The sequence below is a fragment of the Belliella calami genome, assembly GCF_022549695.1.
GTDB classification, from domain to species: Bacteria; Bacteroidota; Bacteroidia; order Cytophagales; family Cyclobacteriaceae; genus Belliella; species Belliella calami.
This window is the reverse complement of sequence record NZ_JAKZGS010000006.1, coordinates 171,115-184,542: the sequence shown is the minus strand read 5'-3', so window position 1 is coordinate 184,542 and position 13,428 is coordinate 171,115. Positions and strand designations below refer to the sequence as shown.

Here is a 13,428-nt window from a genome sequence, read left to right as displayed (position 1 = left end):
TCAGGACGAGACACTCCGATTAATTTGTCCTTGGAGGATCTCAAGATTGCTAATCATGAATTAAAGTTGATGATGGAGACGACTTAGGTTTGATTTTTTGTGATACATTCTTTGAAATAATTGATACATAAAAATTCATTCTTATCTTTCGTAAAAAATAACCTTAGTTATGTTTAAGAAAGTGTTTTTTACAAGTTTAGTGCTTTTGGCAATTGTTTCTAATCATTCGTTTTCCCAAAGTGCTTTGCGCCCTGAATTTGCGGGAGTCTATCATAGTGGCCTTATGGGTCAAGTTGGTATAGGAACAAATTTGGATAGGAAATATTTTGGTGAGATCCGATTTGGTGCAAATGATGTTTTAAATAGCAGCTTTGGAATCGAAGGGCATTTCAATAGAAATATATATAAAGATGATTGGTTCAATTTTCATGTTGGAGTGATGCTTGGGTATTATTTTTACGATCAAGTTAGGGCTGGTTTACCACTTGGTTTGACTATCAAGCCTATAGAGAATCATAGGAACTTTGCATTTTTGATAGAAGCCACACCTAATATTTTTGTAGATGAAGGATATGCAAATCTTCGGGCAAATATTGGAATTCGTTACACTTTCAGAAAGTAAAGTCGATTTTGTAATACTTACTAGCTAATTTTACGTATAACTTAGATTAGACCCTTAATTACTAGGTTATGCCATATTTGCAAGCAAAAGATGTAAAACTCTATTATGTCAAAGAAGGAATTGGTGAGGAAATCATAGTTTTCTCTCATGGCTTGCTATGGAGTCATAAGATATTTTTGGATCAAATTGAATTTTTCAAAAAAGAATACACAATCATCGCTTACGACCATAGAGGCCAAGGGCAGTCAGAGGTAAGTGATGGTACCTATGATATGGACTTGCTTACAGAAGACGCTGTTGAATTGATCAATCAGCTTGCAGGTAAGGCGGTACATTTTGTTGGGTTGTCAATGGGGGGCTTTGTTGGGATGCGTTTGGCAGTCAGGTATCCGCACTTGATCAAATCCTTGATTCTCTTAGAGACTTCTGCGAATGCAGAACCTGTAGAAAACCTACCAAAGTATAAATTACTAAATGGAGTAGTTCGTTGGTTTGGGGTAGTTCCTTCAGTCGCCAAATCAGTCATGAAAATTATGTTTGCTGAAAGCTGGCTAGAGAACCCTAAAAATAAAGAGCTGTATAAAAAGTGGTACAACGAATTGAAATCCAATAAAAAATCTATCACCAAATCTGTAGATGCCGTGATCTACAGAAAAGGAGTAGAAGAGGAAATTAGATCTATCAAATGCCCGACAATGATCTTGGTAGGGGATGAAGATGTAGCGACGAAACCTGAAAAAGCAAAATTTATCCAAATGGCAATCCCCAATGCAACCTTACACGTAGTTCAGGGGGCTGGACATAGTAGTACAGTAGAAAGGCCTGAACAGATCAATTCCCGACTTTCAGATTGGCTTCAGGTTTTCAATTTCAAAAAATGACAAAATAAAATTAAATATTTTAGCAATCTTGAAACTTTTCCTTACTTTTGTGTGTATATACATTTAATACAAAAGCAATAAATACAAATGAGAATAGAAGAAGCAATCAAACAAAAGGAATTCAAGGATCCTTATAACAAGACGGTTGTCAATCTTCTATATACTAACAGCTATATAGTTTCCAATCAAAGTTCTTTGTTTAAACCTTTGGGTCTATCTCCAGAACAGTACAATGTATTGAGAATCTTGAGAGGCCAAAATGGTAAACCAATTACTGTTTCTTCAATTCAGGAGAGGATGCTAAATAAAATGTCCAATGCTTCAAGACTTGTAGAGAAGCTAAAGCAAAAGGAATTGGTCATTCGGGAAGAATGCCCTTCTGACAGGCGGCAAGTAGATATTATGATTACCGAAAAGGGGCTGGAAATTCTAAAGGTTTTGGAATCTGCTGTTTATGGATTCAATAGGCAGCTCGTAAATCTTACAGAAGAAGAAACAATTCAGCTCAATGCTTTGTTAGACAAGCTCCGAGGGTAATTTTTTTACCCCTATATGTGTATATACATTTAATGTAAAAACAGTAATAAGAACCAATATTAATCATTCATAACTAAAAACTAAACTAAATTAACAATCATGAGTACTACAACAACAAAATGGGCAATTGACCCTACACATTCAGAAGTTTCTTTCAAAGTTAAGCACTTGGTAATCTCTACAGTAACAGGTTATTTTAGAAAATTTGAAGGTTCGGCAGAATCTACGTCGGATGATTTCAGTGGAGCAAAAGTTTCATTCACAGCAGATGTTGATAGCATTGATACCAACCAGGCAGATAGAGATGGACATTTGAAATCAGATGATTTTTTCAATGCTGGCGAATATCCAAAACTTTCTTTCTCAGGAGTAGTAAAAGGTGACAAATTGAAAGGTGATTTGACTATCAGAGAAGTGACCAAAGCAGTAGAACTTGATGTTGACTTCGGTGGTGTTGCAGGAGATCCTTACGGAAATACCAAGGCAGGATTTGAAATCGAAGGGAAAATCAGTAGAAAAGATTTCAACTTGAAATGGAATGCAGTGACAGAAGCTGGTTCGGTAGTTGTATCTGATGCAGTTAGAATCATCTTGAGTGTGCAATTGGTAAAACAATAGTTTCGTACAGATCATAATTTACTGTACAAATTAATCAATAAATCAAAATTCAATAAGAGGCTGAAAGCTTAAAAGCCTTCAGCCTCTTTTATCAAAAGAAATAACCAAAACTATCATGGCAGCACTAATCACAGGTATCCACCATATCACGGCAATAGCCGGAAATCCTCAAAAAAATGTAGATTTCTACACAGGAATCCTTGGTTTGAGGCTTGTCAAAAAGACAATCAACTTTGATTCTCCAGATGTATATCATTTCTACTTTGGAGATGAACTCGGTACTCCTGGGACAGTTTTTACAACCTTTCCCTTTGACGGGGCTAGGAAGGGTACAAAAGGAACAGGAGAGATGACTTATACGGCATTTTCTGTATCAATCGACTCACTTGGATATTGGAAGGAAAGATTGGCAAAATACAATATTCCAACATCGGATGTTTTGACAAGATTTGGGGATAAGCTGATAAGGTTTGAGGATCATGATGGTATGGGAATAGAACTAGTGGCCAATAATAATGATTCTAGAAATGGATGGACTTATGGATTTATTCCAAAAGAACACGTCATCAAAGGATTTTATGGTGCGACCCTCAATCTCAGAGCAAAAGAACTTACAGAGAAGTTGCTCACCCAATTTATGGATTATAAATTCATAGCAGAGGAAGAAGGTCGCTACCGTTATGGTACAGAAGGAAAACCAGGTGATATTGTAGATATCGTCCTAGATAAAAATGGTCGTCAGGGAGTCCAGAGTGCAGGAACAATTCACCACATCGCTTTCAGGACAGCCAACGCTGCTTCACAATTGGAGGTTCAGAAGATCTTAATGAATAATGGCTATCAGGTGACGGAAGTAAAAGATAGAAACTATTTTACATCCATTTACTTCAGAGAGCCAGGTGGGGTTTTGTTTGAAATAGCCACAGACGAACCTGGTTTTGCCATTGACGAAGATGAAGCACATTTGGGAGAATTACTCAAATTGCCTGATTGGGCAGAAGTACACAGAGATAAGATCGAACCGAAATTGGCCAAAGTACAATTAAACGTAGAGAAATATGTCTGAAATAAAGAGAACTGGAACTACACTGGATAAAGCTAAAAAAGTTGCAATTATGCTTCACGGCAGAGGAGCATCGGCTGATAGTATTATAGGACTTAAAGATTATCTAGATTTGGAAGATTTTGCGATATTGGCACCGCAAGCAGTTGGGAATACCTGGTATCCGTATAGCTTTATGGCTCCCGATCAAAACAACGAGCCTTCATTGACGCACGCTTTGCATGCAGTAGGGGAATTGGTAGAGGAAGCTACTTCAGCTGGAATTTCATCTGATCAAATCTATTTTATAGGATTTTCGCAGGGAGCCTGTCTTTCATTGGAATATACATCTAGAAATGCCAAAAAATATGGAGGGGTAATAGCTTTCACAGGAGGTTTGATTGGTGAAAAAATCGATCTTTCAAAGTACTCAGGTACATTTTCAGGAACACCAATTTTCATAGGTTCAAGCTATAAAGATATGCACGTACCTCTGTCTAGGATCGAAAAATCGATAGAGATCATGGAAAAAATGGGCGCTGCCACCAAAACATTGATCTTTCAAGATACAAACCATACAATTCGACAGGAAGAGATTGATTGGGTAAATGTCAATATCCTATCAAAAAATTAATATTTGTTTCTTATAATTATGAAAAATAGCCAGCGGAATCGTTGGCTTTTTTTGTGCCTCAAGGTCTGTGTCCCCACAGACCTTATGTTAATACATAACCCTAACCATGGTCTCTGTTCCAAAAATCAATCAATTTCTTCCTTGGCATTTGGTCTAAAGAATCATCACAAAATTTAATATGAGTATCCGCAATGTTGCACCTTGGTTAAAAAGTAACTTTGTAAGTTGCGGATACTCGTCGGCAGACAACAGTTTACTGTCAACAGAACCACAAATCGTTCAACCGCCATCCTATTGTTTGGCTACGTGCAAGAAAGCGGATACACATAAAATTTAATTAACATTTTAAGATAAATATACCTAAAGAGTGGTTCAAAGCAATTTTTTAAATCCCAAACCAAATATTTGGCGCATCATTATTTTGTGAGTGAAGATGGATTGAATTTGTTTTTGAATCATCCTGACAATCCAAATACCAAAGAAGATGAGCTTAAAATAGAAGTGTTTGATTTTTCAGGTTTGAAACATTAATGCTTTTTGAAAAGAATCATGTAAATTTCTGTTGGGAAAAGTTCGATTTCTCTGTAAACCAAGGGGTTTTACGGTATTTTCCTTTTAAACCAGCATTCCTATGAAGAAGCATTTGTTATTAATATTTGGCCTAGCGGGAGCTTTTGTGCTTGGATGTATTTCCAATTATTTCGTATTTGAGGAAAATAAACCAAGAATAGTAGAAACTAATCTAAACCCAGAAAAAATGAAACTAGGTGCTTTTTCCATCAGTTTGAGCGTCAAAGATCTCAAAACTTCCAAAGAATTCTATGAGAAACTAGGTTTTGCTGTATTTGCAGGAGATTTTGAAAAGAATTATTTGATCATGAAAAACGAAAACTCCCTGATCGGGTTATTTCAGGGGATGTTTGAAAATAATATTTTGACATTCAATCCAGGATGGGATGAAAATGCCCAAGAAATCAACGAGTTTGATGATGTAAGAGAAATTCAAAGCCATTTAAAGAAATATAATATTTCATTATCATCAGAGGTAGATCAAAACACTAAAGGACCTGGCAGTATCATGTTGACGGATCCCGATGGTAACGTAATTTTAATTGATCAGCATAGATAAGCAAGTTGACCCCCAAGGTCTGTGTAATCTCCCAAGGTCTGTGTCCTCACAGACCTTCTTCTAAAGTATATTCTGATAAGGTTATTTGCTCAATATAATTGCTTGTGGAGACACAAGCCATGGTTGGGCACATGATATTGAGACGACAAAAAAGCCTTCAGTAAAACAAAAAAGGAGCTCTGCAAATCAGAACTCCTTTTAAAATAATTAAGGCAAATCAATTTAAAATCCTAATCGATAGAAAGCGTCACTCCATTTCACTTCGTTTTGGAGTTGTCTTAAGTTTGTTTCTTTATCGATTATAATATTTTCCAAACCTGCGATTTTTGCGAAGTCAGTCAGATGCTCTGTAGTTAAACTTTGGCTAAAGCATGTATGATGTGCACCTCCAGCATATATCCAGCCTGCACAGCCAGTGTTCATGTCAGGAAGCGGTTTCCACATTACTCTCGCTACAGGGAGTTTCGGAAGGGCTTGAGGTACTTCTACTGCTTCCACTTCATTGACTACCAGCCTGAATCTATTTCCCATATCCACCAAAGAGGCGTTTAGTGAAGCACCAGCTTTGCCGTTGAATACCAATCTCACAGGATCTTCTTTTCCACCTATTCCGAGAGGATGTACTTCGCAGGTAGGCTTTCCATTGGCCAAAACAGGATCTACTTCCAGCATATGGGCACCAAGAACCATGCTGTTGCTTGGATCAAAATGATAAGTGTAGTCTTCCATGAAAGCATTTCCACCTTCGAGACCTGTTCCCATTACTTTCATGGCTCTCACCAAAGCGGCAGTTTTCCAATCACCTTCACCTGCGTAGCCATAGCCCTCTGCCATCAACCTCTGTGTAGCGATACCTGGCAATTGCTTCATTCCATGAAGATCTTCAAATGTATTTGTGAAGCCTTTGAAACCTCCATCCTTTAAAAATTTGCGCATGCCTATTTCAATCTGGGCAGCATCGATGAGGGAAGCTCTTTTCGCTCCATTTGCTTTCAAGTTGTCAGCAATGGTATAAGTAGCTTCATATTCCTCGACAAGTGCTTTGATTTCAGACTCAGATGCAGCATTGATGAGTTGGACCAAATCACCTACGGCAAAAGTGTTCACAGCAAAGCCAAACTTCAATTCAGCTTCTACCTTATCGCCTTCTGTTACAGCCACATTTCGCATGTTGTCTCCAAATCTTGCGAATTTGGCTCCCTGCCAATCATTCCATCCAGAAGCAGCCCTTGCCCAGGTGTCTATCTGTGCTTTCACATTCGGATCTTGCCAATGACCAACCACTACTTTTCGCTCGATTTTCATTCTAGATACGATAAACCCAAATTCCCTGTCCCCATGGGCACTTTGGTTGAGGTTCATGAAATCCATATCAATTGTGTCCCAAGGAATATCTCTATTGAATTGGGTGTGGAGGTGAAGCATTGGTTTTTGAAGGATTTTCAATCCACCTATCCACATTTTGGCAGGCGAGAAAGTGTGCATCCAAGCGATCACACCAATACAATTTGTGTTTTGGTTTGCTTCTTGGAATACTGCATAGATTTCTTCTGTTGTTTTTACAGTAGGTTTGAATACTATACTGACACTTATATTTTCAGAATCATTGAGTTCTTTTGCAATAATTTGAGAATGCTCCGCTACTTGACGAAGGGTCTCTTCTCCATATAAATGCTGACTCCCTGTAAGGAACCATACTTCGTTTTGTTTAAGATTACTCATAAGTTTATATGATTTAAGGTTTGATAATTTACATCCAGAAGAAATAGTAGAGTAAGCCTACGATCAATACGATCCCGGCAGCTCCTAAATTGAATGGTGTTGCTGTATTGAAAAGCACAGGATCTACAGTCAATGACTTCGGATCTGCAGTTTTCATTTTTACATTAGTATATAGAATTACAGCAAGCATGATAAACATGGTCGCCATCATGAAAATGGACTCAAAACCGATATGCTCAAATTTATTGAAGAAGATTATCCCCAAAATTGTTGACAAAATCCCAAGTACAAAGAAGAAATAGGATGCTTTCAGGGATTTACTGCCTGTCCCATTCTCTTTGTATGCAGGATTTTGGTGGGTTTTCTTTTCAGTAAAACTTATAACAGAAGCAATTGCTACCAAAATGATAAATACATAGCCCATTCTCAATAAGAAAGGCATGTCAGGATACATTACTTTGAAGACAATACCTGCAGGAATAGTGGCGATTGCTGTCCAAAGCGCCGCATTTCCTGTGATTTGTCTCCAGAATAAACCCATGCAGAAGACCGCTACGACACCTGGATAAATATATCCGGTATATTCTTGGATATATTGAAATACCTGATCCAATGAAGCCAATTGTGGTGCTACCAACATCGCAATCAATAAAGCTACTATAGCTACTAGTCTTCCTGATCTTACCAATTGACTATTGCTGGCTTCAGGTTTGAAATAGACTTTATAAATATCCATAGTGAAAATAGTCGAAGTACTATTGATCATCGAAGCGAGTGAGGATACTATAGCTGCTGCCAATGCAGCAAAAGCCAAACCTCGAATCCCAGCCGGGACAAAGTTTTTCAATAGCCAAGGATATGCTTCGTCAGATTTGTTTATAGTTCCTATTTGTTCTATCGGCACATTCAGCATCAATGATAGTTCCTCAGGTGTTGATTTGTTTATCAATACCCAAGCCGCGATTCCTGGGATTACTACCAATAGTGGGATAAGAATTTTTAGATAACCTGCGAAAATCAATCCTCGCTTGGCATCTTCAATACTTTTGGCGGCAAGTCCTTTTTGGATGATATACTGGTTGAAACCCCAATAGCCAATATTGGTCAGCCACATTCCTCCCAGTACTACTGCTACTCCAGGTAGATCTTGGAATGCATCCTTTAAACCTCCCACACCGTCAGGAACCATAATTTCTCCTTTTGGAACTACCATTACAAAATGCTCTCTTGCCCCTTCGTAAAGATTTGCCATACCAGCAATTACACCAGCGCCATCACCTACAGCATCTAGAGCGAGGAAAGTTGTCACCAACCCACCAGCAATAAGAACTACAACTTGTACCACATCTGTCCAAGCTACAGCTTCAAGACCACCGTAGATGGAGTAGATTCCTGAAAATACCAAAAGTCCAATGATTCCATATTGTAAAGGAACCCCCATGATTTTTTCTAGTGCCAAAGCACCCAAATAACTCACAGAGGTGAGATTTACAAACACATAGACAAGAAGCCAAAATACTGCAAAAGCAGTACTTACTCGTTTGTCAAATCGTGATTGAAGAAATTGAGGCATTGTATAAATACCATTTTTGATAAATACAGGTAAAAAATATTTTGCAACAATAATCAAAGTGATTGCAGCAATCCATTCATACGCTGCTATGCCAAGTCCTATTGCAAAACCAGAGCCCGAAGTTCCTATAAAGTGTTCTGCGGAAATATTGGCGGCAATAAGAGAAGCGCCCACTGCCCACCAAGTCAATGATTTGTCTGCAAGGAAATATTCTTGTGCTGTTTTTTGAACACCTGTTTTGGATCTTGATACCCAAAGTCCAACAGCTACTATGACAATGGCATAGACTGAAAAAACAATGTAATCTAAAGTAGAGAATCCAGCTTCCATAAGAGAGTCTGAGTTTTAAAGGGTTTAAATGTTATTTTCACACCATAAATTGCTTGAAAAGGCAATTAAGTGTCATATTTACACCTAAAATTTGAATAAAAAAAATATGGAGTGAAAAATTTATTCCACTCCAGCAGGGATTTCGTTTCTTGGGATAAAATTATGGATATTGGTGAAGTTCTCTTTGTAATGGTCTTCGTCCAAAGAATAGTAAAAAGCACCTTTTTTTGAGCTAGATTTATCTTTGTCGTTTTCTTTTTTCAAAAGCTTGGTTGAAAGTACCTTTCGAGTAAAGTTTCTTTTGTCTATTTTGGTGTCATAAAGACCCTCGTACATAGCCTGAAGCTGTGGCAAAGTGAACTTTTCTGGAAGCAGTTCGAACAGTATTGGGTGAAATGCAGCTTTGTACCTTAATTTGGTCAAAGCAATTTCTACCATCTTTTTGTGGTCAAAAATAAGGTTGGGTAATTCTTTGATAGAATACCACCTTGCATGAAAATCGTCATTGATTTGGGTCTGATACTTTTCAATGTCAATCAAAGCAACATAGGCGACAGCGATGACTCTCTCTATCGGGTCTCTATCCGGTTGGCTGAATGCTTGCATCTCCTCCATATATACATCATGAAGCCCTGTCAATTGCTTTAATATTCTTTCTGCAGCTTCATCTAAAGACTCCTCAGGTTGCACAAACCCACCCATTAAGCTCCATTTTTCTTTTTCTGGAGCAAATCCACGCTGGATCAGAAGGAGTTTGTAATCTGTTCCGTCAAATCCAAATATGATACAATCTACAGCTACTAATAACCTGGTTTGGCTTGAATATTTCATTTAAAAAACATTTTCAATTGTTAACTTTTAGAATTACTTTGAAATTTACTGAATTTATTTTTATAAATCCAAGATAGACACTTAATGTTGGATTTATTTAGGTCCGAAAACTCAAAACAAATTCAAATCTCTTCTAAAATTCAGTTTTTCTGATGCCTTTTGAAATAGAATTTTATTTAGTTTCCATTAGCTTTTTATTTTAATAGTGTAAAAAAGACAATTAATATTTGTGAGTTTAAATTTTATTCTCTAATATTCGTTCGTAATAGCTGCCAGTTAACTTCATAGTTTCTTTATAATTATCAGAAAAGCAGATTAATAGCTTTGCTTTTTTGATTGTTTAAGCACATTTACAACTAAAGTAAATTATTATAATATAATAAACCCTAAATTTTATGAACCTAAAGCGTTTACGATTCAAGTTAGCTTTGCTTCTTTTATTAGGTGTAAATTTTACATTTAATATAAATCAAGCAAATGCTTTCGAAAATTTCGATGTAGTATCAGATGTGAATACTGCAGACATCTCTGTCAGAGGTGTAGTAACTTCCGGTGCTGATCAGCAGCCTATTCCTGGAGTTACTGTATTAATAAAAGGAACCACAGTAGGTGTTGCGACCGAACTTGATGGTTCTTTTTCTATTTCGGTACCGGATGAAAATTCGGTTTTGGTATTTTCTTTTGTAGGCTATACAAGCCAAGAGATCACAGTTGGAAATCAGTCTATCATCAATGTAACCCTCCAAGAAGATATCAGTAATCTAGACGAAGTAATTGTAGTAGGTTATGGTACTCAAAAGAAATCTGATATCACAGGTGCTATTTCTGTAGTAAACACAGAAGAGATTAAAAAATTCTCTACGAATGATGTAGCCCAAATGCTACAAGGTAGGGTTTCTGGAGTTCAAGTAACCTCGGATGGTCAGCCTGGTGCATTTCCAAGTGTAAGAATAAGAGGTATCTCTACTTTTGGAAATGGTCAACCGCTTTATGTAATCGATGGAGTGCCTGTAGGAACTACCCCAAGGGATTTTAATCCTAATGATGTGGAAACTATGCAGGTTTTGAAAGATGCTTCGGCGGGTGCTATCTATGGATCTCGTGCTGCGAATGGTGTTGTAATCATCACGACCAAGCAAGGAAAGAAAAATTCTCCGCTGAAAGTTGAATACAATACTTATGTAGGCGTAGATCAAGTTTGGCAAAGAATCCCTGTTTTGGGAAGAGAAGATTATCAAATGATCATCAACGAAGTTCAAAGAAATGGTAATCAGCCATTGGTACCGGCTAATGATCCCAACAATCCAAACTTTATCTCTGATATAGATACAGATTGGCAAAGAGAGGGGTTGAAAAATGGTTTTAGACAAAACCACAATTTGAACTTCTCTGGAGGAGGTGAATACACTCAATACAATGCTTCGTTGGATTATTTCGAAAACAGAGGGACTCTGGTAGGTAATGGACCAAACTATGAGCGATATTCTATGAGAATGAATACACTTTCTGAAAAAGGAAGATTGAAAGTTGGTACATCTCTTTACTACACCCATTCCTATGAAGATGCGCTTACATTTAGGCCAGATGTGTTGGCAGGAAATAGACCTACCTTAATTGCGGATTTGGTTCAAGCCATTCCTACAATGCCAATTTTCGATCCTAACAATCTTGGAGGATATGGAGGAACGGAAGCGGATCTTCAGAGAGCAATTTCCTTGAATGCCATTGGGGTGAACAATTTGTTTACTGCAAATTCAACAGTCGATAGAACATTTGCTACTGCTTTTGGAGAATATCAGCTTTTGGATCTTGAAAACCACAAATTGTCCTACAAGCTGAACTTGAACTATGACCGAACACATGTAAGGGATTTGGCATACCTTCCTGCATTTAGACTTGGGTTTTTCTTCAATGATGGAACATCCAGAATGGATGATGGACATAGAATACTCTCTACTGGTTTGATAGAAAACACGATTAATTATAGAGGTACTTTTGGAAAGCATAGTCTTGATGTGCTTGCAGGACAGATGTATCAAGAAAGTGGAGTAATCAATAGAAATGGATATTCAGAAAATATAGATGTCAATTTCCCTGTATTGGACAATGGTGTAAACAAACAGTCATCTGGCTCTGAATTTAGAAATGCAATAGCGTCTTTGCTGGGTCGGGTAAATTACAACTATGATGATAGATACCTAATCACTGCTACGATTAGAAGAGATGGATCATCCAAATTTTCTCCAACAACAAGGTTTGGTAATTTCCCTTCTTTAGCTCTTGGATGGAATATCCACAACGAATCGTTTATAACACTTCCTTCATTTATTTCTGATTTGAAAATGAGAGCAAGTTATGGACAATTGGGAAATGCCAACATTGGTGATTATTTATATTTTGCTACAATCAACCCTAATGTCCTTTACAATTTTGGAGGGGATGTAGTGAGGGGTTCTATCCAAACAACACAAATAGATCCAAATATCAGATGGGAGACAAGAACTACTTCCAATATTGGTTTTGACGGAGCATTATTTGATGGGAAAGTAGAATTCTCAGCTGAATATTACAACAGTAAAACAACAGATATTCTTGTTTCGGTGCCTATTCCAGCATCTACAGGTGCTGCTGGTAGTCCAGTGGTAAATGCAGGTAGCTTGAGGAATCAAGGGTTTGAATTTCAGTTGACTTACAGAAAAATGACTGGTGATTTTACTTTCGACATTTCAGCAAATGCAACTACGCTTAGCAATGAAGTCCTAGCATTAGGGGGAGACAATCAGCCAATCTTCGGAGTAGGCTCAAGAACGATAGTTGGACAGCCTATTGGTCATCATTTTGGTCACAGGGCTATTGGGATTTTCCAAACACAAGAAGAGATCGACAATCATGCTTTCCAAAGTGCTGGTACAGCCCCTGGAGATGTCAAATTTGAAGATATTAATGGTGATGGTGTGATTGATTTTGCTGAAGATAGAGTGAATTTGGGAAGTGCTTTACCGACAGTTTATTATGGCTTGAACTTCACAGGAGCCTACAAAAACTTTGACTTTACTGTTTTTGCATCTGGTGCTGGTGGATATTTGATTCATAGCAGACAATATAGAGATATCATGTTGACAATGGATTTTACCAACCGTCATGAAGATATCTTGGAGAGATGGACACCGGAAAACCCAAGTGAGGTATGGCCACGATTGGTAGCAGGGGATCCAAATCAAAACCAAAGAAACTCTGATAGAAAAGGGTGGTTGCAAGATGGGACACACTTAAGGATTCAGACTGTATCAGTTGGATACAAAATACCAAGAGTTAGTGGATTTATGACAAAATTCCAGTCAGCAAGAGTGTACGCTTCAGTCCAAAACCCATTTACTTTCCAATCATACAAAGGATTTAATCCTGACTTTACCTCTGGAGTTTTTGAACCTGGGTTTGATTTCGGGTCGTTCCCAAGACCAAGAACAATGATGCTAGGTCTTCAAGTTTCTTTCTAATTGCAGGTAATA

Annotated in this window: 12 protein-coding genes; 9 read left to right on the top strand and 3 right to left on the bottom strand. The window is 37.6% G+C overall.

From position 1 onward, the window contains the following. Window positions 1-169 precede the first annotated feature (169 nt). The 8 genes from MM236_RS09855 to MM236_RS09825 all read left to right on the top strand — a co-directional run bounded on the left by MM236_RS09855 (window position 170) and on the right by MM236_RS09825 (window position 5,463). Window positions 170-622: a hypothetical protein gene (locus tag MM236_RS09855; protein WP_241274807.1), complete on the top strand. Its 453-nt coding sequence runs from the start codon at window positions 170-172 to the stop codon at window positions 620-622. Between the two features lie 68 nt (window positions 623-690). Continuing rightward, entirely contained in the window at window positions 691-1,503 is an 813-nt protein-coding gene (locus MM236_RS09850; RefSeq protein WP_241274806.1) for an alpha/beta fold hydrolase, read from the top strand. 87 nt (window positions 1,504-1,590) lie between these two features. After that, on the top strand, window positions 1,591-2,040 hold the full coding sequence (locus MM236_RS09845) for a MarR family winged helix-turn-helix transcriptional regulator (protein WP_241274805.1): 450 nt from the start codon (window positions 1,591-1,593) through the stop codon (window positions 2,038-2,040). Between the two features lie 99 nt (window positions 2,041-2,139). Next, complete coding sequence (locus tag MM236_RS09840) at window positions 2,140-2,658, top strand: YceI family protein (RefSeq protein WP_241274804.1); 519 nt, start codon at window positions 2,140-2,142, stop codon at window positions 2,656-2,658. A gap of 115 nt (window positions 2,659-2,773) precedes the next feature. Next, window positions 2,774-3,724, top strand: coding sequence for a ring-cleaving dioxygenase (locus MM236_RS09835; RefSeq protein WP_241274803.1), 951 nt, complete (start codon window positions 2,774-2,776; stop codon window positions 3,722-3,724). Further along, entirely contained in the window at window positions 3,717-4,334 is a 618-nt protein-coding gene (locus tag MM236_RS09830) for an alpha/beta hydrolase (RefSeq protein WP_241274802.1), read from the top strand. The genes MM236_RS09835 and MM236_RS09830 overlap by 8 nt, the downstream gene beginning before the upstream one ends. Before the next feature lie 405 nt (window positions 4,335-4,739). Further along, complete coding sequence (locus tag MM236_RS19700; protein WP_255742366.1) at window positions 4,740-4,865, top strand: hypothetical protein; 126 nt, start codon at window positions 4,740-4,742, stop codon at window positions 4,863-4,865. A 100-nt stretch (window positions 4,866-4,965) separates the two neighbouring features. Further along, entirely contained in the window at window positions 4,966-5,463 is a 498-nt protein-coding gene (locus tag MM236_RS09825) for a VOC family protein (RefSeq protein WP_369415202.1), read from the top strand. A gap of 222 nt (window positions 5,464-5,685) precedes the next feature. On the opposite strand, the gene araA is transcribed toward MM236_RS09825, so the two are convergent. The 3 genes from araA to MM236_RS09810 form a co-directional block, all read right to left on the bottom strand. Further along, a complete protein-coding gene (gene araA / locus MM236_RS09820) occupies window positions 5,686-7,185 on the bottom strand; it encodes an L-arabinose isomerase (protein ID WP_241274801.1) in 1,500 nt (499 codons plus the stop codon). A 28-nt stretch (window positions 7,186-7,213) separates the two neighbouring features. Beyond that, on the bottom strand, window positions 7,214-9,088 hold the full coding sequence (locus MM236_RS09815; RefSeq protein WP_241274800.1) for a sodium/sugar symporter: 1,875 nt from the start codon (window positions 9,086-9,088) through the stop codon (window positions 7,214-7,216). 120 nt (window positions 9,089-9,208) lie between these two features. Continuing rightward, window positions 9,209-9,919, bottom strand: a complete 711-nt coding sequence (locus MM236_RS09810) for an NUDIX hydrolase (RefSeq protein WP_241274799.1) — start codon at window positions 9,917-9,919, stop codon at window positions 9,209-9,211. 395 nt (window positions 9,920-10,314) lie between these two features. Between MM236_RS09810 and MM236_RS09805 the strand changes: the two genes are divergently transcribed. Continuing rightward, entirely contained in the window at window positions 10,315-13,416 is a 3,102-nt protein-coding gene (locus MM236_RS09805; RefSeq protein WP_241274798.1) for a SusC/RagA family TonB-linked outer membrane protein, read from the top strand. The last annotated feature ends 12 nt before the right edge of the window (window positions 13,417-13,428 follow it).